Genomic DNA, 25643 nt, shown 5'->3' on the forward strand with positions numbered 1-25643 from the left:
AGATTCTTCCAAGCAATACTGCCCGAGCGCATCGCGGCAGAGATGCAGCGCGAATCCGAATCCTATCGCGGAACCTGCAAGAGCTGCGGAGGCGAGTTTTCGATCTGGGATGCTGGCGGCATTCGTTACAAGGCGTCGAACGCCAAAAAACATAGCTCGGCACGCTGTCCCCTTTGCAAAACTGTGCAGATGGTTCGCTTCGAGCGTGTTGCACCCCGATCAGACTGATCGGCTTGCTAAGCTTGCGGTTGCCGCCAAGCGACACTAAATCGGCACCCATGGCTATCCGTGAAATCCTCGAAGTGCCGGATCCCCGGCTCAAGACCGTGTCCGAACCCGTAACCGAGTTCGACGACGAGCTGAAAACGCTGGTCGAGGACATGTTCGAAACCATGTATGCCGCGCCCGGCATCGGCCTCGCCGCGATCCAGGTCGGCGTGCCCAAGCGCCTGCTTGTCATCGATCTCCAGCCCGAAGACACCGATGCCGAGCCGGAAGAGTGCGATCACGGCGGCCATCACCACCACCATTATCCGACGAAGAAGGAACCGCGGGTCTTCGTGAACCCCGAAATCCTCGATCCGGCGGACGAGCTGGCAAGCTACCAGGAAGGCTGCCTTTCGGTCCCCGACATCTTCGCCGATGTCGACCGTCCGGCCACTTGCCGCGTGCGTTACCAGGACCTCGACGGCAATGTGCACGAAGAAGAGATGGAAGGCCTGATGGCCACTTGCATCCAGCACGAGATGGATCACCTCGAAGGCATTCTCTTCATCGACCACCTTTCGCGCCTCAAGCGCAACATGGCCCTTAAGAAGCTGAAGAAGCTGCGTGAGGCAGCCTGACCGGATCAGCTGGTCGCAGGCGGCAGTCGCCGGACTGCTGTTCGCCCTGATCAGCTGCACCTGGCGCTATCTCAGCGACGGTGCGGGTTTCGACGAGCTCGCAATCCGCTTCGCCGCCTATTTCCTCGCCTTCACGGTGGGGTTCTATTTCCTCTACAACCTCGTGGTGAAACGCCAGCGGTAGATAGCTTTCCGCGCCCTCTGGCGTTCTCTCTCCGTTCCGCCTAATGTCGCGGGATGGACCCGATGATTTTCATACTAATCGCATTGTTCGCCGGCCTCCTTGTCGGAGGGCTTGCCGGCTGGTTTTTCGGTTCGCGCCCGGTGGCGGATTGGAAGGCCCGCCATGCGGAGCGCGATGGCGAGGCGAAGGACCTGTCCGAAAAGCTCTCTCGCATGGCGCCCGAACTGGCGACCATGTCGGATCGCGCCGCTCGGGCGGATGAACTCGCGCGCAAGCTGGACGAAGAGCGCGAGGCGCATGGCGCGCTGAAAGCGCGGGCCGCCGGTTTCGAGGAGCAGAAGCGCCTGCTGGAGGAATCGCGCGCCAACCTGCTCAAGGAATTCGAGAATACCGGTGCGAAAGTCCTCGGCGCGGCGCAGGAGAAATTCCTCGAACGGGCGAGCGAGCGGCTGGGCCATTCGGAAAAAACCTCGGAAGAGAAGATCAAGGCCTTGCTGCAACCGGTCGGGGAACGGCTGGCCAAGTACGAACGCCAGGTCGCCGATCTGGAAGAAAAGCGCACCGATGCCTTCGGGCGGCTCTACCAGCAGATCACCGAAATGCAGCGCGGGCAGGAAGAGGTCCGGCGCGAGGCGCAGCGGCTCGGCAACAGCCTCACCAATGCCCCCAAGGCGCGCGGGCGCTGGGGGGAACGGGCCTTGCAGAACGTGCTGGAACAGTGCGGCCTTTCCGAGCACACCGATTTCATCCTCGAACAGTCGGTCGATACCGAAAGCGGACGCCTGCGGCCCGATGCCATCGTCAACGTGCCGGGCCAGAAGAAGCTGGTGATCGACGCGAAGGTCTCGCTGAACGCCTACCAGGCCGCGTTCGAGGCCGAGGACGACGCAGAGCGCGCCCGGCACATGGACCAGCACGCCAAATCGATGCGCGGCCATGTCCAGACCCTCGGCTCCAAGGGCTACCAGAGCCAGTTCGACGATGCGCCCGATTACGTGGTCATGTTCGTCCCCGGAGAACATTTCGTGGCTGCCGCGCTCGAACATGATCCGGAACTGTGGGATTTTGCATTTCACAACAAGGTTTTGCTTGCGACGCCGACCAATCTCGTCGCGATCGCGCGGACCGTCGCGCAGGTCTGGCGGCAGGACACGATCGCGCAGGAAGCGGTCGCCATCGGCAAGGCCGGGGCAGAGCTTTACGACCGTCTGGCGGTCGCTGCGGAACACATGAAGCGCGTCGGCGGCGGGCTGGAAACCGCAGTCAACAATTACAACAAGTTCGTCGGCAGTTTCGAGCGTAACGTCCTGTCCGCCGGTCGCCGCTTGTCGGAACAGGGCATCGAAATCGGCAAGCGCGAGATCGAGGAAGTGCCCAAGGTCGAGGCGACCCCGCGCTACAATGCGGAAGACGCCGCGCAGATCGAGGATGGCCGCGAAGCCGCGGAATAGGCGCTATCGCTCGTAGACGATCCGGCCATCGACGATGGTCATCACGATCTCTCCGTCCAGCAGCCCCGCAGGATCGCTCCGGGCGAGGGTGAAGGGGTCGATGTCCATGACTGTCAGATCGGCCCAGCGGCCCGGCGCGATCATGCCCGTCTCGTCCTCGCGGAAGCCCGCATAGGCCGACCACGAGGTATAGGCGCGGATCGCTTCCTCGATGGTCACTGCCTCTCCGGGATACCACCCGCCGTTGGGCTGCAGGTCTTTGTCGCGCCGCGTCACGGCAGCGTGGAGACCGTAGAAGATGCTGTGATCGCTGCCCGGATTGTCGGCGTTGAAGGTCATGCGTGCGCCATTTCGTAGCAAGGTGCGCCAGGCATAGGCACCGCGAATACGCTCTGCCCCGAGCCTGTCTTCGGCCCAGGTCTTGTCCTCCACCGCGTGGGGCGGTTCCATCGATGCGATTACATCCAGATCGGCAAAGCGGCCCATGTCCTCAGGTGCGATCACCTGTGCGTGTTCGATCCGGTGGCGGTTGTCGCGCGCGGCCGGGGCCTCTGCAAATACGCGCTCGAGAATGTCCAGCGCCTCGCGATTGCCCGCGTCACCGATGGCGTGGATGCCGGTCTGGAAGCCCGCCTTCATCGCCGCTTCGTTCAACTCGCGATCGAAGCCGTACCCGCTCCCGCTAACGCCGCGATGGCCGGGACGATCGGCGTAGTCCTCCAGCAGGCGCGCCCCGCGCGAGCCCAGCGCCCCGTCGTAATAGGCCTTCACGGACCGTGTCACGAGCATTGAGTCCGTGTCGCTGTCCGGTCCCCTCGCGATCCAGCGGCGCATCAGCGGCTCGTCGCGCAGCGAGAGCATGGCGTAGACGCGGATCGGCAGATTGTCGTACGCCTCCAGCGCAGCGAAGGTCTCCATCGCATGGGTATCCGCGCCCGCTTCATGGACCGTGACGTAGCCGTCGCGCGCCATCTGCATCAGGCCCTTGCGCGTCTGCCGCATGCGGGTTTCGAGTGACGCCGTGGGGATCGCCTCGTCCAGCATGGTCGTGGCGCGGTTGAGGAAGAGGCCGCTTGGCGCGCCATCGTCGCCGAGCCGCATTTCGCCGCCTTCCGGCACCGCGCTCTGCGCCGTAATCCCTCCCGCATCGAGTGCCGCCTGATTGGCCCACAGACCGAAGCCATGGAGGCTGCGCATCACGACGGGATGATCGGGCACCGCTGCGCTGAGCAAAGCCTTGTCGGGATAGGCATTGGCCCAGGCGCCTTCGTCCCAGCCTGCGCCGATAATCCATTCTCCGGCAGGCAGCGTCTTGGCGCGTTCGGCAACCAGCGCAACCGCTTCGGCCTCGGTCGCGACATCGGTGAGATCGACGGCGTCGAGCTTCGCGCCGAATTCGACCACATGGGTGTGGGTGTCGACAAGGCCCGGCAGGACTGTCGCGCCCTGAAGGTCGACTATGCGCGTTGCGGCACCCTGCCACGCAAGCACCTCCTGCGCACTTCCGGCAAACACGATTGCGCCATCGTCGATCGCGAGCGCTTCGGCGTCAGGTCTCCAGTTCGATCCGTCGAACGGCGCGTCGGCTGCCGGATTGCCCTCCCCGTCGGGATCACCCCAGGCGAGCGTATAGACCCGCGCGTTGGTAAGGATCAGGTCAGCCGGATCGGTCTCTGCCAATTCGACAGGGGCAGTGACGCAGGCTAACAGGAGCAAACCTCCTGCTACTCCGGCCATACTCAAGATTTTCATCACTGCGTCCTCTCCCTTGCCGCGTTTTGGCAGCAATTCGGAGGCGGGATCAAGCGCTTCCGCTGTCGAGTGCTGCCAGCACCTCGTAGCCAAGCACTGCGGCTGCGACTGCGGCATTGAGGCTGTCGGCACGGCCTTTCATCGGCATGGTCACGCGAAGGTCGCACGCCATCTCGTATTCTTCGGGCAGGCCCCGGCTCTCGTTGCCGACCATCACGAAGCAGGGCGCGGCATAGGGGGCGGAGCGATAGGGCTGTGCATCGCGCAGCGAGGCGGCGACCAGCTGGCCTTCGCCGCCACGCAGCCATTGTTCGAAATCTGCCCACTCGGCTCGCGCGACGCGGCGCGTGAAGATCGCGCCCATGCTGGCGCGCACCGTCTCGACGCTGAAGGGGTCTGCACAATCGTCGATCAGGATTACGCCGCCTGCGCCAATAGCATCCGCGGTGCGGAGCATGGTGCCCAGATTGCCGGGATCGCGCAGCGCCTGCGCCACTAGCCAGATATCGGCGGAGGTGCGGTCGAGCGCGGCAAGCGATGTGTCGAATTCCGCAAAGACGCCAGCGACCGCCTGCGGGTTGTCCTTGCCGGTGATCTTGGCGAGGATGTCGGGCGAGGTCTCGATGATTTCGCCGCCCGATGCCTCGACCGCGCGTTCCAGTTCGGACAGCAACGGGTGCGGGTCGCGCTTGTCGGAGAGGACGAGGGTTTCGGGGATGTGACCGCTCTCGCGCGCATCGGTGAGCAGGCGGAGACCCTCTGCGAGGAACTTGCCCGCCGCCTTGCGGTGCTTCTTTTCGCGCAGGGCGCGCAGCGCCTTGACCGTGGGATTGGAAAAGCCGGTGATGATCCGGCGCGCGTCGCTGCGCTCGCCCATCATGTCAGGGTTCCCCGAAACCGTCCTCGATCATGGCGGAAAGGTCGGCCATGACGGTTTCAGCCTCGCTTCCGGCAACGATCAGTTCGATCGTGTCGCCCTTGGCCGCGCCGAGCATCATGAGGCCGAGGATGCTGCCGCCTGCCGCTTCATTGCCGCCCTTGGCGACGCGCACCGAACAGCCTTCGGGCACTTCCGCCACCGCGCCGACGAACTTGGCGCTGGCGCGTGCATGCAGGCCGCGCTGGTTGACGACGGTGAGGGTCTTGCGAAGCTCGCTCAACTTGCCTTCCGTTCGCTGTCGATTTCCTGCCCGAGGAATTCGCTGGCTACGGTGATGTAGTTGCGGCCCGCCGTCTGAGCGGCGTTCACGGCATCGACAACGTTCATCGACTTGCGCGCTCCGGCAAGGCGGATCAGCATTGGCAGGTTGATCCCGGCGATAACCTCGATCCGACCGGTATCGAGCAGCGAGATCGCGAGATTGGACGGTGTGCCGCCGAACAGGTCGGTCAGGATGATCGCGCCATCGCCGTCATCGACCTTTTCGATGGCGTCGGCGATGTCCTTGCGCCTGAGTTCCATATCGTCGTTCGGGCCGATGCAGATGGTGGCGACACCTTCCTGGCGGCCAACGACATGCTCCATCGCATCGATAAAATGCTCGGCCAGTTTGCCGTGGGTAACGAGAATCATTCCGATCATGGGAAGTGAGCCGTGCTGTGCTTTCCGAAGGTGTTAGCTTTGTCTGTCGACCATTATGCGGCGAGGGAATCAGCGGCGCTCGAGCGGATCGGCGGGGCGGCTTCCCAGATTTCGGTGAATGACCGTGGGCGAAAATCCTGCCTCGCGCAAGACCTCGGCTGCGCGTTCGGCGCTGTAGACCGACCGGTGGCGCCCGCCAGTGCACCCGAAAGCGATATTGAGGTAGCTCCGCCCCTGCGCGGCATAGTGTGGCAGCAACTCGCGCAAAGTGTCTGAAATACGCGCAAAAGACGGTCCGAAGGCCGGGTCGGACGAGATATGCGCCGCGACATCCTCGTCGAGGCCGGTCTGTTCGCGCAGGCCGTCGATCCAGTGTGGATTATCGAGGAAACGCATGTCGAAAACGAGGTCGGCGAGCGGGGGCATGCCGCGCGCGAAGCCGAAGCTGGACACGGTGATGGTCATGTCGCGCGTTTCGCTATCGGCGAAGCGTTCGCGGACGACCTGTTGCAACTGGTTGGTTGAAAAACCGGTCGTGTCGATCACGCTGTCGGCCCAGCGCCGGAGCGGTTCGAGGAGCTCGCGTTCGGCGGCAATCCCGCCAGCGACCGGGCGGCCGCGTGCCATGGGGTGGGGCCGGCGGGTCTCGTTGTAGCGGCGTTCCAGTTCGGCGGTTGAGCAGTCGATGAACAGGGTCATCAGCTCGATATCGTCGCGTTGCGAAAGCGCCCGGCACTGTTCGATGGTTTCGGACGGCACGAAGCCGCGGGTCCGCGAGTCGAAGCCGATGGCGATCGGGGAGGGATGGTCGCTTTCTGTCCCGACCAAGCCAGAGAGGAGACGGATCGGGAAATTGTCGATCGCTTCCCACCCCAGGTCTTCCAGGACCTGCAAGGCGGTACTCTTGCCCGCACCGGAAAGGCCGGTGACCAACAGTACGCGTTGCTTTTGCGAGTCGTCGCTCATGGCGCCTTCTTAGCACCGCCATCGGAACGGGATGGAACCCTCAGCCCGTGTTTATCCAACGCGTATTGCGCGCGCAGGGCTTGGATGGCGTCTCCCGGCCGGAATTGGATGAGCGGAATCGTGATGCCGACGATCTCGCGAGATCTCTCTTCGAGGGGGTAGCGGGGGGCGTTCTCGGTCAAATCCAGCACCAGCGCGAGCGGGGCGCTGGTCGCGGGCAGATCGACGATACCGACATTGCGGACCTCGATCTTGCCGGCGGTTTCCGGAGGTGGGCTGGCAATTACCAGGCCGTCTTTTTCGTGAAGCGAAACGCCGTCGTCGCCGACAAGCTCCGCTCCGCGGTCGATGAGAGCCAAGGCAAGCGACGTCTTCCCGCTTCCGGGCGGCCCGCTGATCAGGATCGCCCGGCCGCCCAGGCTCACGCAGCTGACGTTGAAGAGCGGCTCGCTCACCGCACGGCGGGCAGGCTGAGCACGAGGCAGGCGCCTTCGACGCCGCCCGGGCGCATCTCGGCATGGAGCGTGCCGTCATGCGCCTCTGCGATGGTGCGCGCGATCGCGAGGCCGAGGCCGGAGTGATTGCCGAAATCCTCGCCATCGGGACGGTCGGAATGGAAGCGGTGGAACACTTTCTCGCGCTTTTCTTCCGGAATGCCGGGCCCGCAGTCCTCGACCGCGAGGTCGACGATACCGTCGCGGCGGGAAAGGTGGACCGTGATCGGCGCATCTTCCGGCGAGAAGGACACGGCATTGTCGAGCAGGTTGTCGATCACCCTTTCGAGGCGCATTGCGACACCCATGACGGCGTAGGATCCGCCGCCTGCATGGATTTCGATCTTGCGGCCCTCGTTCTCTCCGCGCTCTTCGCGGCTGGTGACGATATTGCGCACGAGCATGTCGAGATCGACGCGCTCAAACTCGGCGCGCGAGAGTTCCGCGTCGATCCGGCTGGCGTCGGAAATCTCGGTCACCAGCCTATCGATCCGGCGGACATCATGCGTCGCGATATCGAGCAGCTGGGCGCGCAATTCGGGGTCGTCCACCTTGGCGAGGCTCTCGGTCGCGCTGCGCAGGCTGGCGAGCGGGTTCTTGATTTCGTGCGCCACGTCGGCCGCGAAACTTTCCACCGCGTCGATCCGGTGCCTGAGGGCGGCGGTCATATCCGAGATGGAGCGGGCGAGCATGCCGATCTCGTCGCGGCGTTCAGGCAGGCGGGGCACCTCAACCGCGCGATCGCGGCCCTGGCGGACACGCACCGCCGCCTGAACGAGTTCGCGCAAGGGACGCACGATCGTCTGTGCGAGGAAGAACGACAGCAGGGTCGAAACCAGCAGGAACAGCAGCACGATCACTGCAACCGTACTGCGAGCGGCGCGTACGCTTTCGGTGATGTCGACGGGATTGCGGGTCAGCAGCAAGGTATCGCCATCCAGCCCGACTGGGGCGGCGGCATTGATGACGTGAGTGCCGTCCGGTGCGTCACGCAGGACGATTTGCGTCAGGCTTTCCTCGCGCGCGCGAACCAGCTCGGGCCAGGCCGACGCTTCGTCGCTTTCCGGGTCGACATAGTCGGGCAGGGCGGGCGCGCCGACGATCCGGTCGAACCATCGGTCCATCCGGTAGGCGATATCCCTTTGATCGACCTCGGCCGGTTCGGGCAGGTCGAAGCTGGGTGGTGCCAGCTTGAAGCTGTCCGATTCCAGCTCTCCCCCCGGGCCATAGACCCTGAGGCGCAGGCGCTGTTCCTTGCCGATCTGGATCAGCAGCGCTTCCTGGCGCTGGACCGTGGCACCGGCGAGAGCTTCTGCGGTGATCTGCGCTTCGACCAGCGCCAGCTTGAAACGCTCGTCCAGCAATTGCTTGCGATAGCTGTCGAGATAGAGGACGCCGCCGCCAAGGAGCACCAGCGGCAGGACGTTCACGAACAGGATGCGGCTGGTGAGCGAAAGGCGGCGCGACCAGCGCAGTTTCTCAAGTCGCGGATCGCCCTTGAGGACGCTGCCCTTCTCAGCCATCGCTGAAGCTGTAGCCAGCGCCATAAAGCGTTTCGATTGAGGAGAAATCATTGTCCACGCTGCGGAACTTGCGCCGCATGCGCTTGATATGGCTGTCCACGGTACGATCATCGACATAGGTGTCGTCGGGATAGGCGGCATCCATCAGCTGGTTGCGGCTCTTGATGACGCCCGGATGCAGCGCGAGTGCTTCCAGCAGCAGGAACTCCGTCACGGTCAGCGACACCGGCTTGCCGTCCCATGTGACATGATGGCGGGCGGGATCCATGCGCAGGCGACCACGCTCGATGATCTCGGCGGCTTTTTCCCCGACTTCGAGCGGCAGGGGGCGCCGTGCGTCCGAGCGGCGCAGGATCGCGCGGATACGCGCCAGCAGCAGGCGGAGCGAGAAGGGTTTGGCGATATAGTCGTCCGCACCCATCTGGAAGCCGGCTTCCTCGTCCTGCTCGTCGTCCTTGCTGGTCAGGAAAATGACGGGGAGGGCGGAATTTTCGCGCAGGCGGCGCAGCAGTTCCATCCCGTCCATCTTGGGCATCTTGATGTCGAAAATCGCGAGGTCCGGCGGATTGTCGAGCAGCGCCGCCAGCGCGGCTTCCCCGTCGGAATAGACGCGCGTGGCAAAACCTTCTGCCTGCAGCGCGATAGAAACTGTTGTCAGGATGTTGCGATCGTCATCGACCAGCGCAATGGTCGTGCGGTCGTCCGCCTGCGGTGTGGCGCCCTGCGGGGCGGTGGCCTGTTCGCCTTGGTTTTCCATGGTTTGTGTCGGGTAACGCTTTTCCTTACGCAAGACAACGCACGCCGCACACGTTCTGGGCATTCCTGGCCGATGGTCGTTTGACGTTGCGGCGGGGCCGGACTAAAGGATCGGTAAGGGCGGCGCATTCGTATGCGCCAGCGATTCCCGGACACATTCCGCTCACCAGCGCTGGAGATTTCAGTGACCTTTCCGCTTTCCACCTCGCTTGCCTCGCAGGGCTTCGAGATCGATGCGACGATCCATCCCAATCTCACTTCCGAAGAACTGACCGCAGCCGCGCTCGAGCGGGGCGAAGGCCGCCGCGCGAAGCATGGCCCGCTGGTCGTCCAGACCGGCAAGCACACCGGCCGCAGCGCGAAGGACAAGTTCATCGTCCGCAACGCCGAAACCGAAGACACGGTCTGGTGGGACAACAACGCCTCGATGAAGCCGGAACATTTCGCGGCCCTGAAACAGGACTTCATGGCGGCGCTGGCCGACAAGGAAGAGCTGTTCGTGGCCGACCTGTTCGGCGGTTCGCAGCCGGAATACCGCGTCAACGTGCGCGTCATCAACGAGCTCGCTTGGCACAACCAGTTCATCCGCACCCTGCTCGTGCGCCCGACAGAAGCCGAACTCGAAGGTTTCGTGCCGGAATACACGATCGTCGACCTGCCGAGCTTCAAGGCCGATCCGGACCGCCACGGAACCCGCAGCGAGACCGTGATCGCGGTGAACCTCGAAGAAAAGCTGATCCTGATCGGCGGCACCAAATATGCCGGCGAAATGAAGAAGAGCGTCTTCGGCATCCTCAACTACCTGCTGCCGCCCAAGGGCGTGATGCCGATGCACTGCTCCGCCAATATCGGCCCCGACGGCAAGAGCGCGGTGTTCTTCGGCCTGTCGGGCACCGGCAAAACGACGCTGTCGGCCGACGCCAGCCGCACGCTCATCGGCGATGACGAGCATGGCTGGTCGGACACGGCGGTCTTCAATTTCGAAGGCGGCTGCTATGCCAAGATGATCCGCCTCAATCCCGAAGCGGAACCCGAAATCTACGCCACCACGCGCATGGAGGGCACCGTCCTCGAAAACGTGGTGATGGACGATGACGGCGAGATCGACCTCGACGACAACAGCCTCGCGGAAAACACCCGCGGCGCCTATCCGCTGTCGTCGATCCCGAACACGTCGGACGACAACATGGGCCCGCCGCCCAGCAATGTGATCATGCTGACGGCCGATGCCTTCGGCGTCCTGCCTCCGATCGCGCGTCTCACGCCCGACCAAGCGATGTATCACTTCCTGTCGGGCTACACCGCGAAGGTCGCCGGCACCGAAATCGGCGTGACTGAACCCGAAGCGACGTTCTCGACCTGCTTCGGTGCGCCCTTCATGCCCCGCCATCCGAGCGTTTACGGGAACCTGCTCAAGAAGCGCATCGCCGAAGGCGGCGCGCAGTGCTGGCTGGTCAACACCGGCTGGACCGGCGGCAAGTACGGCACAGGCAACCGCATGCCCATCAAGGCGACCCGCGCGCTGCTCAATGCCGCGCTCGACGGCAGCCTCAACGAAGCGGAATTCCGCAAGGACCCGAACTTCGGCTTCGAAGTGCCGATCGCGGTCCCGGGCGTCGACAGCCAGATCCTCGACCCGCGTTCCACCTGGGACGACAAGGACGAATACGACCGCACCGCCACCAAGCTGGTGCAGCTGTTCGTGGACAATTTCGAACCCTTCGCAGCCCATGTCGACCAGGGCGTGCGCGACGCGGCACCTGCTGCCGCCTGACGGTTCTAACAGTTGGAGAGGAGAGCCCCCGGGCCGCGATCAAACGCGGCCCGGGGGTTTTCGTATGGTGCGCAGAAAATGGCACCGCATGCCGCGCGATTTGAGATCGCCCCTATGCAAATGCCTCGCCGTCTAGCAGGATGCCGTATTGGACATACAAGGAGAACAGCTATGAGCCTCGCCAGGATGCTTCAGGACAGCGGCGCGATTGCCAGCATGGCACGCGAGCTGAATATCGACGAACAGACCGCACGCACGGGTGCGGGCGCCCTGCTGCCGGCCATCGTAGCCGGAATGGGCCGGACCACGGCCGGATCGTCGGGCCTTGGCGGGCTCGGCAGTATTATCGGCGGCCTTGGCGGTGGCGGCCTGCTCGAATCCGTCCTCGGCGGCGGTCCGACCGATACGGGCAAGGGCAACGACATTCTCGGCACGATCTTCGGCGGCAAGGAAACCAGCCGCGGTGTCGCCAGCGAAGTCTCGGCCATCACCGGGCTCGATGAAAACCTGCTCAAGAAGATGCTGCCGATCCTCGCGATGGCGGTCGCCGGTTACATGGCGAAGCAGGCGGGTGGCGGCAGCGCCCAGCAGGGCGGCGGCCTTGGCGGTATCCTGGGATCGATCGTCGGCGGACTTGCCGCGCGGTAATCCCTATCCGGCCGGCTGTTTCCTCGACAGGGCGTCGATATAGTTCCAGATCCGGCTGACCACGACCGAACCTTCGCCGACGGCGCTGGCGACCCGTTTGACGGACCCTGCGCGCACATCGCCGACGGCGAAGATACCGTCCGCGCTGGTTTCGTAAGGAGAGCTGCGTCCGGCATCGCTGCCTGTCACGACGAACCCGCGCTCATCGGTCTGCGCCAGGTCGGACAGCCACTGCGTATTGGGCGCGGCGCCGATCATGATAAACAGCGCCCTGGTGTCGATTTGCTCGTCGCCATCGGGTCCGGATAGAGTAACGCCTTCGAGGTGATCGTCGCCGTGCAGCGCGCTTGCTTCGGTGCGGTAATGGATCGTGATCGCAGGGTCGGCCACCAGCCTGTCGGTCAGGTATTTCGACATGCTTTCGGCGAGGCTGTCGCCGCGCACGACGATATGGACGTGGTGGGCATTGCGGCTGAGGAACATGGCCGCCTGCCCGGCCGAATTGCCGCCGCCGATGACGACCGCTTCGGTATTCTTGCAAAAGCGGGCTTCCATCTCGGTCGCGGCATAGAAAATGCCCCTGCTTTCGAATTCGGCCAGCCGGTCGAGGGGAAGGCGGCGATACTGTACGCCGGTCGCAACCAGCACCGTTTTCGCGCACACCTGGTCGCCATCGTCGAGATCGGCGCAAAAAGTGCCGTCCTCTCGCCGGACAAGCCCGCAGACCTGGCGCGGCATGGCAAACCGGGTTCCGAATTTCATCGCCTGGATCTGTCCGCGATAGACCAGGTCGGCGCCGCTGATGCCGGTCGGGAAACCCATGTAGTTCTCGATCCGGCTGCTGGTGCCTGCCTGCCCGCCAATGGCGGTGTCTTCGACCACGAGCGCCTTCAGGCCCTCGCTCCCGGCATAGACAGCCGCAGCAACTCCGGCCGGCCCTGCGCCAACGATCAGCAGGTCGTAAACCGTCTCGCGGCAGACATCGAGATCGAGGCCGAGATACTGCGCCATCTTGCGCGGGCTGGGATCGTCGATCACGCGGTCCTGGCCAAGGATGACCGCCGGGCGATGTTCCACCAACCGGCACGCCTCGAGCGCCTCGTCGTCATCCCCGTCGAGATCGAGGCTCTGGAAAGGAACCCGATTGCGGCTGAGAAAACGTTCGACCGATTGCACGGCTGCATCCTGGTCGGCGCCGATTAGCTTGATCGCGCTGTTGTTGCCTTCGAACTGCTTGCGCCTGCGGGCGGCGAACACGCTCAGCACGTGGTCCGACAATTCCGGGATGCGCGACATGAGATCCAGCATGTCTTCGCGCGGGACCTCGAGTGTGCGGGTATCCTTCGCGGCCCGCATCGGCAGCGTGTGTGACCCCGCATTGAGGAAGGCGATCTCCCCCATGAATTGCGTGGGCCCGAGCGAGCTATCCATCAACCGCTCTCCGGAAAACGGATCGACGACCTCGATTTCCCCGTCGAGGACGTAGACGAAACGGTCCATGGTCTCGCCCGCCTCGGCCACCATCGCACCCTTTTCGTAGGTCCGCTCGGTGCCGAGTTCGCGCAGGCAGGCGACGTGTTCGTCGGCCAGTGGAACGCGCGGCATCGTCTCCAGGTTTTCGCCGAACTGTTCCATCAGGCCTTCCGTTCAACTCCGCCCTAGGCGGAGGCGGACGCGATATAGCGCTCCACATTCCGCTCCAGCACATCCATCGGCACATTGCCGCCCAGGACCACTGCATCGTTGAACGCCTTGAAATCATATCGGCTCCCGAGTTCACGCTCTGCGCGCGAACGCTGGTCGACGATGCGGCTGTGGCCGAGCTTGTATCCGGTCGCCTGCCCCGGCCAGCTGCAATAGCGGTCGACTTCGCTCTCCACTTCGCCGCGCTTGCTACCGTTGCGTTCGACGAAGAACTGGACGGCGCGCTCGCGGCTCCAGCCCTTGGCGTGGAGGCCGGTGTCCACCACCATGCGGCACGCACGGAAGGCGAGGCTTTGGAGGTAGCCAAGTCGGCCCACGGTAAATTCGTCGTATGCGCCCAGTTCATCGGCCATCTGCTCGCCGTACAGCGCCCAGCCTTCGCTGAACGGATTGAAGGCCAGGATGGAGCGGATGAGCGGCAGGCGATTGGAATATTCACCCTCCCACACGTGGCCGGGGATCGTCTCGTGATAGGTGAGGTCGGCGAGGTCGTATTTGCGGTGCAGATCGGTGTCTCGCAGATTGATCCAGAAGCGGCCCGGGATGGAGCCGTCCTTGCTGCCCGCACCGCCATATGCCCCCGGCGCGCCGACTTCTTCTGCGGGCGGGATGCGCTTCACTTCCATGTTGGGGTCGACCAGCGTGTTGAAGGCGCGCGGCATCTGGCCCTTGATCCAGTTCACCCGGTCCCAGATGAATTCCATGATCTCTTCGCGGCCCGGATCGCCTTCTGCGAACTTGTAGCGCGGATCGTTGCCCAGCTCCTGCATCCGTTCGCCCACCGAACCGCTGGTGTAGCCGATATCGCGCAGGATCGGGTCCATGCGCGCGTGCAGTGCGTCGAGTTCTTCGAGGCCCTGGTTATGGACCTCGTCGGGGGTGAGGCGCGTGGTCGTGCTCGAACGCAGGGCCCAAGCGTAGAATTCCTCGCCCTGAGGGCGCGCGGAAATGCCCGGCGCATCGCTGGCGACGGCGCGTTCGGCACGTAGTTCGGCCAGCTGGCGTTGGAGCGCCTCGGCGATCGGGCCGGTTTCCAGTGTCAGTGCGAGGTTGGCGTGGCTTTCGGGCATGCCCTTGGCATTGAGCTTGGCGCGCAGATCGTCTGCGAAAAGCTCGCCCTTGCCGGCGCTGGCGATGGTCTGTTCCATCTGGCTGATCGCCTTGTCGAGCAGGAAGCCGGGCGGCACGACGCCCATGCCGCGTGCCGCACGAATGCGGGCAAGTTCGCCGTCGAAGACCGAGGGCATCTGCTCCATGCGCTCGATATAGGCGTCGGCATCGTCGCCGTTTTCGACATTGTGGCTCGACTGGATAAAGCGCGGCAGGGCGAGATATTCGCCCACGTTCTGGATGACGACATAGGGCGCGGTGCGCCAGTTGCCGACGGGGGTATCGCCATAGGGCAGGGCAAAGCCGTCGAGCGCGAGTTCGTAGGCGCTTTCGACGACTTCGAGATTGGTCAGGTTTTCGCTGTCCAGGCCTTCGCGCGGGAAGGCGCGGACGCGCTCGAGGTCCTGCTTCAGTGTCGATGCATAAGCCTGCTGGCCCGCAGGCGACTGGTCTTCAAGCTTTCCCCGAAGATGTGCGTACTGGCCGGTATCGACGCCAAGTCCGGTGGCGCGCTCCGGCTCGTGGCCGAGGAGGTTGTAGCCGACGACTTCAAGCAATCGTTCGGCGCCGATGGCCTGGGCCGTCGCAATGCCTTCGGGGCGGGGGATGGCGGCGCATCCGCCGAGGGTGAGAGCGCTGGTCGCGCCAAGTCCTGCGATGAACTGGCGGCGGGTGGTTTCAAAGGTTTGGGTGGTCATGCGCGGCGGTTTGGGGCCGCCGCGCTTACCTTGTCAAATCAATCGAGGAATTCGGGCGGGACGCGGCCACCATTGGCCGCAAGTTCCTGCATGGTGCGGCGGTGCAACCAGATGTTGTCTTCTGCCGTGCCGCTATAGTCTTCGCGGCCAAGCTCCTGCGCCAGTTCCTTGCGGTTCGCATAGCTGGAATCGACATTGATCAGTTTCATCAGGTCGACGATGCTGGTGCGCCAGTTGAGGCGATCCGCGCCGGGCATGGAATCGAGGCTGTTCTCGACATTGACCATGGGCACGGTCTCGTCGCGGGGAGCGGTGGCGGGGGCATTGACGGGCGTGGATGCGGGCGGGGCTTCCTGGGCCTTGGCCTCCTTGCCGAAAATCGCGCTCTTGATCTTGCTGAAAATACCCATCGTATTATCCCCTTTGTGAAAGACGCTGCAGTCAGACCGACTACACATTTGTTAAACGATAAAGACGTCCTGGCGTTCCGCGGCTAAACGCCGGATGAACCAATCAATTTCGGGGAAATGATGCTCGACACTGTTCTATCGCTGACCGTCCTTGCTGCGGCCCTGCTGGTCTTCGGCGCGTGGATGCTGTGGAAGCGGACCGGCAATCTGAAGAATGCTGGCCTGATGGTGCTGCTGGCGATTATCGCCGTCGTCAACGTGATGATCTGGACGGTACCCACCGCAGACGGAGAAGCCCCGCTCGACAAGGTCGAACGGGGCTCTCGCTGACGCTGCCTGATCGGGAGGCTCAGTCGGGCAGCTGCCAGAGGACGGAGCCGGTATAGCTTCCCGCCACCGGCTCGCCCGAGCTACCGCGGGCGGGCTCGAACTTCGCGCGTTTCTGGACGAGCACGCAGGTTGCGGCATCTAGCTCGGAGTGGCCGGTGGAGCGGGTCACCTGGCAGCCCGTTACATTGCCCGTCGCCGAGATATCGAGCTTGAACGTCGCGGTACCGGTCAGATCGCGGCGCGCCCAGCTCGACTTGTAGTCGCGATCGCTCAGCCAGCGGCCCGGGTCGTTGCGCGGCTTGGCCCCCACCGGATCGAAACCGCTCGGCGTGGGCGAGGGCACCGGATCGAGCTTGGTCGGGCCGGGCTTCGGCATGGGCTGCGGCGGCAGGATCAGCTCGGTCGTGGGGATGACCGGCTTGATGTCCGACAGCGACAGGTCGGGCTGCGGCACCGTGATCGGCGGCGTGGTGGCGACTTCCGGCACGGCATCCGTGGCCGGTTCGGGCGGAGGCGGGGCCGGGGGCGGCGGCTCGTCCTTGATGTCCCAGGTGTCGAGTATCTCGGGCTTTTCGACGATGCCTGCCGTGACGGTCAGGCCGGTGATGACGGCGAAACCGATGGCAGCCTGCACGCCGATGGCGGCAACCATGCCGGCCGGCGATGCCCTCCTGGTATCTGCATAGGCCATAGTCTTTCCTCTCCTTGCGACTCTAGACTGCAATGTTACAACATTACACTCAGAATGCAAGGCGCACGGGATCGGAGCCCGGCGCTAGGGGCTTCGCGCAGTTGGAAAGGATGTCGATTTTCAGGCGGTTGAGGGCGCCAAATCAGTGGCGCCCGTCACCGGATCACTTGATTGGGCAGCTCGGATCGAGGCGGAAGTCGAGGTAGTTGTCGACCGACTTCATCAGCTCTTCCTGCTCGTTCTCGAAGAAGTGGTTCGCACGCGGGATTTCTTCGTGGTGCACGGTGATGTGCTTTTGCGTGCGCAGCTTTTCGACGAGCTTGGTGACCGCGCCCGGCTGGACGACCGTGTCCTGCGCGCCGTGGATGAAGATGCCGCTGGCGGGGCAGGGTGCCAGGAACGAGAAATCATACATGCTGGCAGGCGCACCGATGCTGATCCAGCCGCGGATCTCCGGGCGGCGCATCAGCAGCTGCATGCCGATCAGCGAGCCGAAGCTGACGCCCGCAACCCAGGTGACGGATGCATCGGGATGGACCTGCTGCACCCAGTCGAGCGCGCTCGCCGCATCGGACAATTCGCCGATGCCGTTGTCGAAGCTGCCCTGGCTGCGGCCGACGCCGCGGAAATTGAAGCGCAGCGTGGCAAAGCCGCGATTGACGAAGGTCTTGTAGAGCCGCTGCGTGATCTGCTCGTTCATGGTGCCGCCGCCTTGCGGGTGCGGGTGGAGGATCATCGCCACGGGCGCGCGCGGACGCGGTGCGGGGGAGAAACGGCCTTCGAGGCGGCCTTCGGGGCCGGGAAAGATCACGGTCGGCATGGGGAGGTGTACCCTGTCGGAAATTTTCGATGGCGCAGGCCGGATATGGCTTGCGCGAGGTTGCGCGCTATATAGGGTTTCGCTGCGAAATCGCAATTATATTGAGCACGTCCCGTCAAGACACGAATTTATCTCGATCATGCCGCCACTACGCCGCTGCGCCCCGAAGCGCGCGCCGCGATGGAGGAAGGCTTCGACCTCTGGGCCAATCCCAGCAGCCCGCACGCCGAGGGCCGCAAGGCCCGCGCCGCGCTGGAAGATGCCCGCGAGCGCGTGAAACGGGCGCTCGGCTGGGAGGGTGAAGTGATCTTCACCTCCGGGGCGAGCGAGGCGGCGGCACTGGCCCTCGGCCATGCCAAGGCAGGCGCGCGGCTGCTCTCGGCTGTCGAGCACGATGCCATCCTGAAAGCGGCTCCCGATGCGGAGCGCCTGCCGGTCCGGCCCGACGGCGCGCTCGATCTCGAAATCCTGACGGAAGCAGTCCAGCGTGAGCGCCCACTCGTCGCGGTCCAGCATATCAATTCCGAAACGGGTAATCGTCAGGATCTCGCCGCGATTTCCGGCATCGTGCAGCAGGCGGGCGGGCTCCTGCTTGCCGATTGCGCCCAGAGCGCGGGCAAGCTCGCGCTTCCCCCGTGCGACATGGCAATCGTTTCCGCGCACAAGTTCGGTGGCCCGATCGGGATCGGTGCATTGCTGGTGAAGGATTTCGCCATGCTCGAACCGGCAGGCGGGCAGGAGCGTGGATATCGGCGCGGGACCGAGAACCTGCCCGGCGCGGCGGGCATGGCGGCAGCGCTGGAAGCTGCGCATTCTCCCTATCTCGACCCCTTCGTGCTCGATCCGCTCGATGCAATCGTTGCTCACTGCCGCGAAAGCGGTGGCAAGTTCCTGTCCGACCGCCTTTCGGACGCCACGCCCTATATCCGCGCCATCGCCATGCCCAAGATGAGCGGCAGCGCGCAGGTCATGCGCTTCGACATGGCGGGCATCTCGGTCTCGCAAGGCAGCGCCTGTTCAAGCGGGACGATGAAGACCAGCCACGTGCTGCAAGCCATGCAGGTCGCACCCGAGGTGGCCGACCGCACTATCCGCGCCAGTTTCGGCTGGAACACCACCCGCGAAGAAGTGGAACGCTTCTGCGAGGTATGGCTTGAATTGGCGAAGGCATGACGTTCATCGCGACTGCCTGCGCCGCCAATCCCTTTCCTACTCCGGAACGACGGGCCACGATCCGATCCATGACGAATTCAGTTCTCCTGCGCACAAGGCAGCAAGGTGTCACCCCGGTGGCTCGTGCGAAAAATCCCGCAATTCCGGGCGCCTCGAGGCATTCCGGGCGGGTGACAGGGTGTAAACTTCGTCGCCTTTGCCCGGCACGGGTAGCGGCATGATCTACCTCGATTACCAGGCCACGACCCCGCTCGCGCCTGAAGCGCGCGATGCCATGATGCGCTGGCTCGACGGGCCGGGCGGAACCGGCTTCGGCAATCCGCACAGCCCGCACAAGATCGGCCGCGAGGCCAAGGCCGCGATCGAATTCGCGCGCGACCAGGTGGCCGCGCTGTTCCCTGCAGGCGGCAAGGTGATCTTCACCTCCGGCGCGACCGAGGCGCTCAACCTCGCCATTCGCGGCACGCGGGCAAGGGACGGGGGCGGCGGGACCGTCAGCGTGTCCGCCATCGAACATTCCGCCGTCCTCGACACGGCAAAGGACGCGGGCAAGTGCCATGTGCTGAATGTCGCCAAGGACGGGCAGTGCAATACCAAGCAGGACCTGCCGCAGGACACCCGCCTGGTCTGCCTGATGCAGGTCAATAACGAGATCGGCGTGATCCAGCCCACGGTCGAATGGCACCGCAAGGCGAAGGAGAACAACGCTCTCTACCTGTGCGATGCGGTGCAGGCCTATGGCAAGATAGAGGTTACCGGCGCGGACATGATTGCGATCAGCGCGCACAAGTTCCACGGGCCCAAGGGCGTGGGCGCCTTGTGGGTGCGCGACGGGGTCGATCTGCACGAAGTCCAGACCGGCGGCGGGCAGGAATTCGGCCTTCGCTCCGGCACGCTCTCGCCCGCGCTGATTGCGGGAATGGGCGCTGCCGCTGCCGAGGCCAAGGACCGCATGGAGCAGGATGCCGAGCACGTGCAAAAGCTCTGGAAGCGGGCGACCGAGATCTTCGACAAGTGGGAACTCAACGGCAGTGCCGAAGCGCGCTATCACGGCAATCTCAATATCCGCCCGCGCGGCCCCAATGGCGGCGGCCTCGATGTAGGCCGGTTGATGAGCGAGTGCCGCAACGTGATGTTCTCGGCAGGGTCCGCCTGCGCCAGCGGGTCGGGGCGTACCAGTCACGTCCTCGAAGCGATCGGCCTGCCGAAAAAGCTCGCCAAGGCGTCCATCCGCCTCGGCTTCGGGCGCTACACCACGCTCGAGGAAATCGAGGAAGCAGGGCGCATCATCAACGAGGCAGCACAGGCGCAGGGATCGCTATGAAGGTCGTTTTTCACACTACCGAAGGCAATCGGGTGGAAGCCGAAGGCAATGCGGGGGACAGCCTGCTACGCGTGGCGCAGGCGGCGGGCATGCCGCTGGAGGGCACGTGCGAAGGGCAGATGGCCTGTTCGACCTGCCATGTCGTCGTCGATGCGGAATGGTTCGACCGGCTCCCCGAAGCGAGCGAGGAAGAGGAAGACATGCTCGACCTTGCTGCAGGCGTGCGCCGCACCAGTCGGCTTTCGTGCCAGATCGTGCTTGAGGACGGCCTCGACGGGCTGAGCGTGGCGATCCCTGCGGAAAGCCACGATATGAGCGGATAACGAAAAACCCCGCCGCATCGCTGCGGCGGGGTCGTTCTCTCTCCTCGAGAGCGATTTATCGGTTAGGCGCTTTCGAGTTCGCGCTTCTCCACCGTTTCACCAAGCATTTCGATGAGGGCCTTGCTGAATGCCGGAATGTCGTCGGGATTACGGCTGGTGATTAGGTTGCCATCGACGACCGCTTCCTTGTCGACCACATTTGCGCCTGCATTCTTCAGGTCGGTCCGGATCGAGGGCCATGCAGTGACCGTCTTGCCCTTGATGAGGTCGGCTTCGGCGAGCAGCCACGGTGCGTGGCAAATCGCTGCGATCGGCTTGCCGGCCATGTCGAATTCACGAACGATGGCAATCGCACGCTCGTTCATGCGCAGGATGTCGGGATTCATCTGGCCACCGGGAAGGAGCAGCGCGTCGTAGCCCGAACAGTCGGAAATCTCATCGACCGTCTTCTCTACCGCAACGCTGTCGCCCCAGTCCTTCTGGTCCCAACCCTTGATTTCGCCCTTTTCGAGACTCACCACGGTGGTTTCGAAACCGGCGTCTTCCAGATTGGCCTTCGGCTTCATCAGTTCCGACTGTTCGAAGCCGTTAGTGGCGAGGATCATGATCCGCTTTGTCATAGGTAACTCCTTGATTTCGTGTTACCCATGCAACGTGTGGGGACAGCTCTGCGTTCCGTGCTGACAGGCGAGCCGTGGCTCTGGTAGGGCAAGCCGTATGGCCACTACCGATCTCGATGATTCCGGCGTCGATCCGTTCGATGCAATCGTGGATGCACCTTTCGATTCCGCCCTGTCGGAACGCTATCTCGTCTATGCGCTGAGCACGATTACCGCGCGTTCGCTGCCCGACCTTCGCGACGGGTTGAAGCCGGTCCACCGCCGCCTGCTGTGGACCATGCGCCAGCTGAAGCTCGATCCCGCCAGCGGGTTCAAGAAATCGGCCCGCGTGGTCGGCGAGGTTATCGGTAAGTACCACCCGCATGGCGACACCGCCGCTTATGACGCGATGGTCCGTCTCGCCCAGGATTTCGCGCTGCGCTATCCGCTGGTGGAAGGGCAGGGCAATTTCGGCAATATCGATGGCGATAACGCCGCGGCCTACCGCTACACCGAAGCGCGCCTGACCAAGACCGCGATGCGCCTGATGGAGGGACTGGACGCGGGCACGGTCGACTTCATCCCGACCTACAATAACGAGGAAGAAGAACCGGAAATCATGCCGGGCCTCTTCCCTAACCTGCTCGCCAACGGCGCGAGCGGGATTGCGGTGGGCATGGCGACCAATATCCCCTCGCATAACGTCGCCGAGATCGTCGATGCGACGCTGGAGGTGATCGACAATCCGCATGTCGAACACGCGCGGCTGATGGAGCTGTTCAAGGGGCCGGACTTCGCAACCGGCGGGGTCGTGCCCGAAAGTGCGGACACGATCAGCCACGCCTATGAGACGGGACGCGGTTCTTTCCGTGTGCGTGGCCGCTTCCACGCCGCAGAAGCCGAAAAACCGGAAGATCGCGAGGCGGGGATCGAGCGGCTGGGCGGCGGCCAATGGCAGCTGGTCATTTCCGAAATCCCCTACCAGGTCGCCAAGGGCAAGCTGATCGAACAGATCGCACAGGCGATTGCCGACAAGAAGCTGCCGATCCTGGAAGACGTGCGTGACGAAAGCGACGAGGCGATCCGCATCGTCCTCGTGCCGCGCAGCCGCAATGTCGATCCCGAGCTGCTGAAGGAGAGCATTTACAAGCTCACCGACATGGAGACGCGCTTCGGCCTCAACCTCAACGTGCTGGACGCAAGCCGCACGCCGATGGTCATGGGGCTGAAGGAACTGCTGGAAAACTGGATCGCCAGCCAGATCGACATCCTCCAGCGCCGCAGCCGCCACCGGCTCGACCAGATCGCCAAGCGGCTGGAACTTGTCGAAGGCTATATCATCGCATTCCTCAACCTCGACCGCGTGATCGAGATCATCCGGACCGAGGACGAGCCGAAGCCGGTGATGATGGAAGAGTTCAAGCTTACAGACCGGCAGGCGGAAGCGATCCTCAACATGCGCCTGCGCTCCTTGCGCAAGCTCGAAGAAATGCAGCTGCGCAACGAGAAGGACGAGCTGCTGAAAGAACAGGATGAGCTCGAGAAACTGCTCGGCTCCCCGGCCCGCCAGCGCACGCGCCTGAAGCGCGACCTCAATACCTTGCGCAAGGAATACGGGCCCGAAACCGATCTCGGCCGCCGCCGCACGACCATCGAAGAGGCTGCCCCGGCAGTCGAATTCAGCATGGACGCGATGATCGAGAAGGAGCCTGTTACAGTCATCCTCTCGCAAAAGGGCTGGGTACGCGGGGCCAAGGGGCACCTGCCGCTGGACCAGGAATTCAAGTACAAGGAAGGCGATGGCCCGGCCTTCGTCCTCCATGCGCAGACGACCGACAAGCTGTTGCTGGTCGGGGCCGACGGACGGGTCTTCACTCTCGGCGCGGACAAGCTGCCCGGCGCGCGCGGGTTCGGTGAACCGGTCCGCAACACGCTCGACATAGAGGCAAGTACGCAGATCGCTGCGGTCATCGTCCATCGCGAAGGGCAGGAAGTGCTTCTGGCCGCTGATACCGGCAAAGGTTTTGCCGCCACCACCGACGCGATGCTGGCCGAAACCCGCAAGGGTCGCCAGGTCGTCAATCTCAAGGGCGATGCGAAGCTGGTCGTAGCGCGGGCTATCGAGCAGGGGCACGACCACGTTGCGGTGGTCGGCGACAACCGCAAGCTGGTGGTGTTCAACCTCGAAGAACTGCCTCGGCTTGCCAAGGGGCAGGGCGTGAAGCTGCAAAGCTATCGCGATGGCGGCCTGTCCGATGCGACCACGTTCAAGCTGGAAGAAGGGCTTAGCTGGACAATGGGCGGCAAGGGCGACCGGACCCGTACCGAAGGCGATATGTGGCAGTGGAAGGTCGCGCGTGGCGGTGCCGGACGCCTGCCGCCGCAAGGCTTCCCGCGCGACAACCGGTTCGGATAGCAAAAAAGGCCGGAAGCGCTTGCGCACTCCCGGCCCCTTGCGACCCTGAAACTGGGCTCAGGGAATTGGTAAAAGGCTTATTCGCCCGTGCTTCCGGCAGCCGGAGCCGCCTGCGCCATGGCAGCATCGATCTGCGCGTTCGTCAGGCGAGCCATCAGGCCATGGTCCGTCGCGTCGAAATGAGTACGCAGCAGGGTGACCTTGTTCGTTTCGTCACCGCCACGGGCGAGGACGATGTTGTCGCCGTTGATTTCGAGCACGGTACCAAGCGGTGCGTGCGAAGCGTCCATGGCTTCTGCGCCGACCACAAGGGCTGCATCGCGCTTGGCAGCCGCTTCTGCGAGCTGTGCGTCGATCATGCCGTCGAGCTGAGCCTTGGTCACGGTGATGGTCGGGCCTGTTTCGCCCTGGCCGTACATTTCGACGCCCAGCGGAACCTTGTGCTTGCCGGTGTCGAGCACGGCCTGACCGTTTTCGACCGAGACGATGGTGCCGACGGCATTGCCTTCGGGACCGGTCACGGTTGCGCCTGCAGCGACCTGCTCGTTGGCGAGGGCGGGGGTGGCGGCAAGAGCGACGGCAGCGATGGCCAGCTTTGCGATTTTCATGAATGAACTCCTAGACTTGTTCAGATTATGCGTTCCCCATGCGCATCTGCGCGCGCTAAGGGTCCTGCGAAAAATTTGAGCGGCTGCGGAGAACAGAGCCTCACGCCGGTGCCGCATGCCCCCTCCGGGAAGCGGGCGCTCTATGACAAAACGACCGCCGGGAGGCAACCGTGTGAGCCCGTTATGTTGCATTGCAGCTTAAGCGAAGCTGAAGGCTAGGGCGAGCCGAGCCTCATGGGCGATGAAGTGTGCTGATTGCGTGCTGCAGCGCAGCAATCAGGTGTTCGAGCTGGCGGAAAGTTCTTCGTCTAGCAGTTCGGCGACACGGTCGGCGCCGGGGAATTCCTCTTCGACCCAGCGTGCTTCGACCGCTCGCAGGATGCGGGCGACTTCGGGTCCGGCGCCGACCCCGCGCGCGACGATCTCGCCGCCCTTCAACGGCACTTGGGGAACCTCCCACCCGGCCAGCGCGGCGATGTTCGAGCCTGCGATCAGCAAGCGATCGCGCGCGCACTCGATACCTTCGCGATAGGCGAGGGCACGCGGGGCAGCGGCGTCGTCCTCCTTGCGCTCCGCGATGCAGGAGAGGCGCGCTCTCTGCGCCCGGGACAGGCGCAATCGCGCAGCAACGGCTTGGGCGATCGAGGCAATGGGTGGAAGCAACGCCGCCAGGCGGCGGACGGGATCGCCCTCGACACCAAGCCGGGCTTCGTGCGCGATCAGGCTGCCAAAGACCCTCTGCTCGCGCTCGCGTGCCTCCGGCAGGATCACCTCGAGGATGCCGTGCTCCGCCATCAACGCAATCGAACCGCGTGGGTCGGGCAGGGAAAGGATGCCGAGCAATTCCATCGCAACCCGTTCGCGGCTGAGGCCCTTGAGCGTATGTGCCAGCTGCGAGCAGGCCGCGATCGCTTCGTCTTCGGGAGCATCGCCGAAGCGCGCCTGGAAACGGAAATAGCGCAGGATGCGCAGGTGATCTTCCCGGATGCGTTCGCGTGCATCACCGATGAAGCGGACCCGGCGGTCCTCCATATCCTCCAAGCCGCCGAAGTAATCGTCGATCTCGAGCGTTTGGGGGTGCGCATAGAGCGCATTGATAGTGAAATCGCGCCGTGCCGCATCTTCGCGCCATTCCTCGGCAAAGGCGACCGTGGCTCGGCGGCCATCGGTCGAAATGTCGCGGCGCAGGGTCGTTATCTCCACCGGACCGTCCGGCAGGACTGCCGTAACCGTTCCATGGTCGATGCCGGTCGGAACCGTACGGATGCCCGCCTCCTTGCAGCGGTCGATAACGGCATGGGGAACCAGCGTCGTGGCAAGGTCGATATCGTGGATTGCCTTGCCCAGCAGAGTGTCGCGCACCGCACCGCCGACATAACGCGTGTTTTCCGCGCCCAGCGCAGCCACGAGGGAGGCAAGGTCGGCGCGTTTGGTCCAGTCGGTGTCGGGCAGGCGGGTCATG

At 64.0% G+C, this 25643-nt stretch carries 26 protein-coding genes; 10 read left to right on the forward strand and 16 right to left on the reverse strand.

Annotated elements, in window-relative coordinates; translation table 11 throughout:
- Positions 1–278: 278 nt before the first annotated feature.
- Genes LCM24_RS09680 through rmuC form a run of 3 tightly spaced genes read left to right on the forward strand, consistent with a single transcriptional unit; the run spans position 279 to position 2480 of the window.
- Positions 279–845, forward strand: a complete 567-nt coding sequence (locus tag LCM24_RS09680; protein WP_090482029.1) for a peptide deformylase — start codon at positions 279–281, stop codon at positions 843–845.
- Positions 832–1029, forward strand: a complete 198-nt coding sequence (locus LCM24_RS09685) for a hypothetical protein (RefSeq protein WP_224803860.1) — start codon at positions 832–834, stop codon at positions 1027–1029. The genes LCM24_RS09680 and LCM24_RS09685 overlap by 14 nt, the downstream gene beginning before the upstream one ends.
- Positions 1030–1082: 53 nt before the next feature.
- Complete coding sequence (gene rmuC / locus LCM24_RS09690) at positions 1083–2480, forward strand: DNA recombination protein RmuC (protein ID WP_090482035.1); 1398 nt, start codon at positions 1083–1085, stop codon at positions 2478–2480.
- A 3-nt stretch (positions 2481–2483) separates the two neighbouring features.
- On the opposite strand, the gene LCM24_RS09695 is transcribed toward rmuC, so the two are convergent.
- The 8 genes from LCM24_RS09695 to LCM24_RS09730 all read right to left on the reverse strand — a co-directional run bounded on the left by LCM24_RS09695 (position 2484) and on the right by LCM24_RS09730 (position 9554).
- Complete coding sequence (locus tag LCM24_RS09695) at positions 2484–4232, reverse strand: amidohydrolase (protein ID WP_224803862.1); 1749 nt, start codon at positions 4230–4232, stop codon at positions 2484–2486.
- A 49-nt stretch (positions 4233–4281) separates the two neighbouring features.
- On the reverse strand, positions 4282–5112 hold the full coding sequence (locus LCM24_RS09700) for a TrmH family RNA methyltransferase (RefSeq protein ID WP_224803864.1): 831 nt from the start codon (positions 5110–5112) through the stop codon (positions 4282–4284).
- A 1-nt stretch (position 5113) separates the two neighbouring features.
- Positions 5114–5392 carry an HPr family phosphocarrier protein gene (locus tag LCM24_RS09705; protein ID WP_224803866.1) on the reverse strand — a complete coding sequence of 93 codons (279 nt, stop codon included), beginning with the start codon at positions 5390–5392 and terminating at the stop codon, positions 5114–5116.
- A complete protein-coding gene (locus tag LCM24_RS09710) occupies positions 5389–5814 on the reverse strand; it encodes a PTS sugar transporter subunit IIA (RefSeq protein ID WP_100260748.1) in 426 nt (141 codons plus the stop codon). Before LCM24_RS09710 ends, LCM24_RS09705 begins: the two co-directional genes overlap by 4 nt.
- Positions 5815–5883: 69 nt before the next feature.
- Positions 5884–6780: an RNase adapter RapZ gene (rapZ, locus tag LCM24_RS09715; protein ID WP_224803868.1), complete on the reverse strand. Its 897-nt coding sequence runs from the start codon at positions 6778–6780 to the stop codon at positions 5884–5886.
- Entirely contained in the window at positions 6777–7235 is a 459-nt protein-coding gene (locus LCM24_RS09720; RefSeq protein ID WP_224803870.1) for an HPr kinase/phosphorylase, read from the reverse strand. Before LCM24_RS09720 ends, rapZ begins: the two co-directional genes overlap by 4 nt.
- The gene (locus tag LCM24_RS09725) at positions 7232–8797 is read right to left on the reverse strand and encodes an ATP-binding protein (RefSeq protein WP_224803872.1); all 1566 of its coding nucleotides are present in this window, start codon (positions 8795–8797) and stop codon (positions 7232–7234) included. The genes LCM24_RS09720 and LCM24_RS09725 overlap by 4 nt, the downstream gene beginning before the upstream one ends.
- Positions 8790–9554, reverse strand: coding sequence for a response regulator transcription factor (locus tag LCM24_RS09730; protein WP_224803874.1), 765 nt, complete (start codon positions 9552–9554; stop codon positions 8790–8792). Before LCM24_RS09730 ends, LCM24_RS09725 begins: the two co-directional genes overlap by 8 nt.
- A 132-nt stretch (positions 9555–9686) precedes the next feature.
- On the opposite strand from LCM24_RS09730, the gene LCM24_RS09735 reads away from it, so the two are divergent.
- Together LCM24_RS09735 and LCM24_RS09740 are read left to right on the forward strand one after the other, a co-directional pair.
- Positions 9687–11327 carry a phosphoenolpyruvate carboxykinase gene (locus tag LCM24_RS09735; RefSeq protein ID WP_224803876.1) on the forward strand — a complete coding sequence of 547 codons (1641 nt, stop codon included), beginning with the start codon at positions 9687–9689 and terminating at the stop codon, positions 11325–11327.
- 171 nt (positions 11328–11498) lie between these two features.
- Positions 11499–11975: a DUF937 domain-containing protein gene (locus tag LCM24_RS09740; protein ID WP_160594417.1), complete on the forward strand. Its 477-nt coding sequence runs from the start codon at positions 11499–11501 to the stop codon at positions 11973–11975.
- A gap of 3 nt (positions 11976–11978) precedes the next feature.
- On the opposite strand, the gene LCM24_RS09745 is transcribed toward LCM24_RS09740, so the two are convergent.
- The 3 genes from LCM24_RS09745 to LCM24_RS09755 are packed head-to-tail and all read right to left on the reverse strand — an operon-like array spanning position 11979 to position 15897.
- Positions 11979–13610 carry an FAD-dependent oxidoreductase gene (locus LCM24_RS09745; RefSeq protein ID WP_224803878.1) on the reverse strand — a complete coding sequence of 544 codons (1632 nt, stop codon included), beginning with the start codon at positions 13608–13610 and terminating at the stop codon, positions 11979–11981.
- 23 nt (positions 13611–13633) lie between these two features.
- A complete protein-coding gene (locus LCM24_RS09750; protein WP_224803880.1) occupies positions 13634–15487 on the reverse strand; it encodes a DUF885 domain-containing protein in 1854 nt (617 codons plus the stop codon).
- Positions 15488–15525: 38 nt separating this feature from the next.
- The gene (locus LCM24_RS09755; protein ID WP_224803882.1) at positions 15526–15897 is read right to left on the reverse strand and encodes a DUF3597 domain-containing protein; all 372 of its coding nucleotides are present in this window, start codon (positions 15895–15897) and stop codon (positions 15526–15528) included.
- Positions 15898–16014: 117 nt separating this feature from the next.
- On the opposite strand from LCM24_RS09755, the gene LCM24_RS09760 reads away from it, so the two are divergent.
- A complete protein-coding gene (locus tag LCM24_RS09760; RefSeq protein ID WP_318247367.1) occupies positions 16015–16227 on the forward strand; it encodes a hypothetical protein in 213 nt (70 codons plus the stop codon).
- 19 nt (positions 16228–16246) lie between these two features.
- On the opposite strand, the gene LCM24_RS09765 is transcribed toward LCM24_RS09760, so the two are convergent.
- Together LCM24_RS09765 and LCM24_RS09770 are read right to left on the reverse strand one after the other, a co-directional pair.
- Entirely contained in the window at positions 16247–16918 is a 672-nt protein-coding gene (locus tag LCM24_RS09765) for an energy transducer TonB (RefSeq protein ID WP_224803884.1), read from the reverse strand.
- Positions 16919–17081: 163 nt separating this feature from the next.
- Positions 17082–17738 carry an alpha/beta hydrolase gene (locus tag LCM24_RS09770; RefSeq protein ID WP_090482077.1) on the reverse strand — a complete coding sequence of 219 codons (657 nt, stop codon included), beginning with the start codon at positions 17736–17738 and terminating at the stop codon, positions 17082–17084.
- A 126-nt stretch (positions 17739–17864) separates the two neighbouring features.
- Here LCM24_RS09770 and LCM24_RS09775 point away from each other — a divergent pair, with 126 nt between their 5' ends.
- The 3 genes from LCM24_RS09775 to LCM24_RS09785 all read left to right on the forward strand — a co-directional run bounded on the left by LCM24_RS09775 (position 17865) and on the right by LCM24_RS09785 (position 20558).
- Positions 17865–18911: a cysteine desulfurase family protein gene (locus LCM24_RS09775; RefSeq protein WP_224804931.1), complete on the forward strand. Its 1047-nt coding sequence runs from the start codon at positions 17865–17867 to the stop codon at positions 18909–18911.
- Positions 18912–19128: 217 nt separating this feature from the next.
- Positions 19129–20235, forward strand: a complete 1107-nt coding sequence (locus tag LCM24_RS09780) for a cysteine desulfurase family protein (RefSeq protein WP_221562210.1) — start codon at positions 19129–19131, stop codon at positions 20233–20235.
- Positions 20232–20558, forward strand: a complete 327-nt coding sequence (locus tag LCM24_RS09785; RefSeq protein WP_224803886.1) for a 2Fe-2S iron-sulfur cluster-binding protein — start codon at positions 20232–20234, stop codon at positions 20556–20558. Before LCM24_RS09780 ends, LCM24_RS09785 begins: the two co-directional genes overlap by 4 nt.
- Positions 20559–20620: 62 nt before the next feature.
- On the opposite strand, the gene LCM24_RS09790 is transcribed toward LCM24_RS09785, so the two are convergent.
- Positions 20621–21178 carry a DJ-1/PfpI/YhbO family deglycase/protease gene (locus tag LCM24_RS09790; protein WP_224803888.1) on the reverse strand — a complete coding sequence of 186 codons (558 nt, stop codon included), beginning with the start codon at positions 21176–21178 and terminating at the stop codon, positions 20621–20623.
- Between the two features lie 97 nt (positions 21179–21275).
- Here LCM24_RS09790 and parC point away from each other — a divergent pair, with 97 nt between their 5' ends.
- Entirely contained in the window at positions 21276–23573 is a 2298-nt protein-coding gene (parC, locus tag LCM24_RS09795) for a DNA topoisomerase IV subunit A (RefSeq protein WP_224803890.1), read from the forward strand.
- Between the two features lie 77 nt (positions 23574–23650).
- Here the strand turns inward: parC and LCM24_RS09800 are convergent, their stop codons facing one another.
- Together LCM24_RS09800 and LCM24_RS09805 are read right to left on the reverse strand one after the other, a co-directional pair.
- A complete protein-coding gene (locus LCM24_RS09800; RefSeq protein WP_224803892.1) occupies positions 23651–24181 on the reverse strand; it encodes a hypothetical protein in 531 nt (176 codons plus the stop codon).
- 276 nt (positions 24182–24457) lie between these two features.
- Entirely contained in the window at positions 24458–25642 is a 1185-nt protein-coding gene (locus tag LCM24_RS09805) for a CCA tRNA nucleotidyltransferase (protein ID WP_224803894.1), read from the reverse strand.
- Between the last annotated feature and the right edge of the window lies 1 nt (position 25643).

Source organism: Qipengyuania aquimaris (assembly GCF_020171965.1).
GTDB classification, from domain to species: Bacteria; Pseudomonadota; Alphaproteobacteria; order Sphingomonadales; family Sphingomonadaceae; genus Qipengyuania; species Qipengyuania aquimaris_A.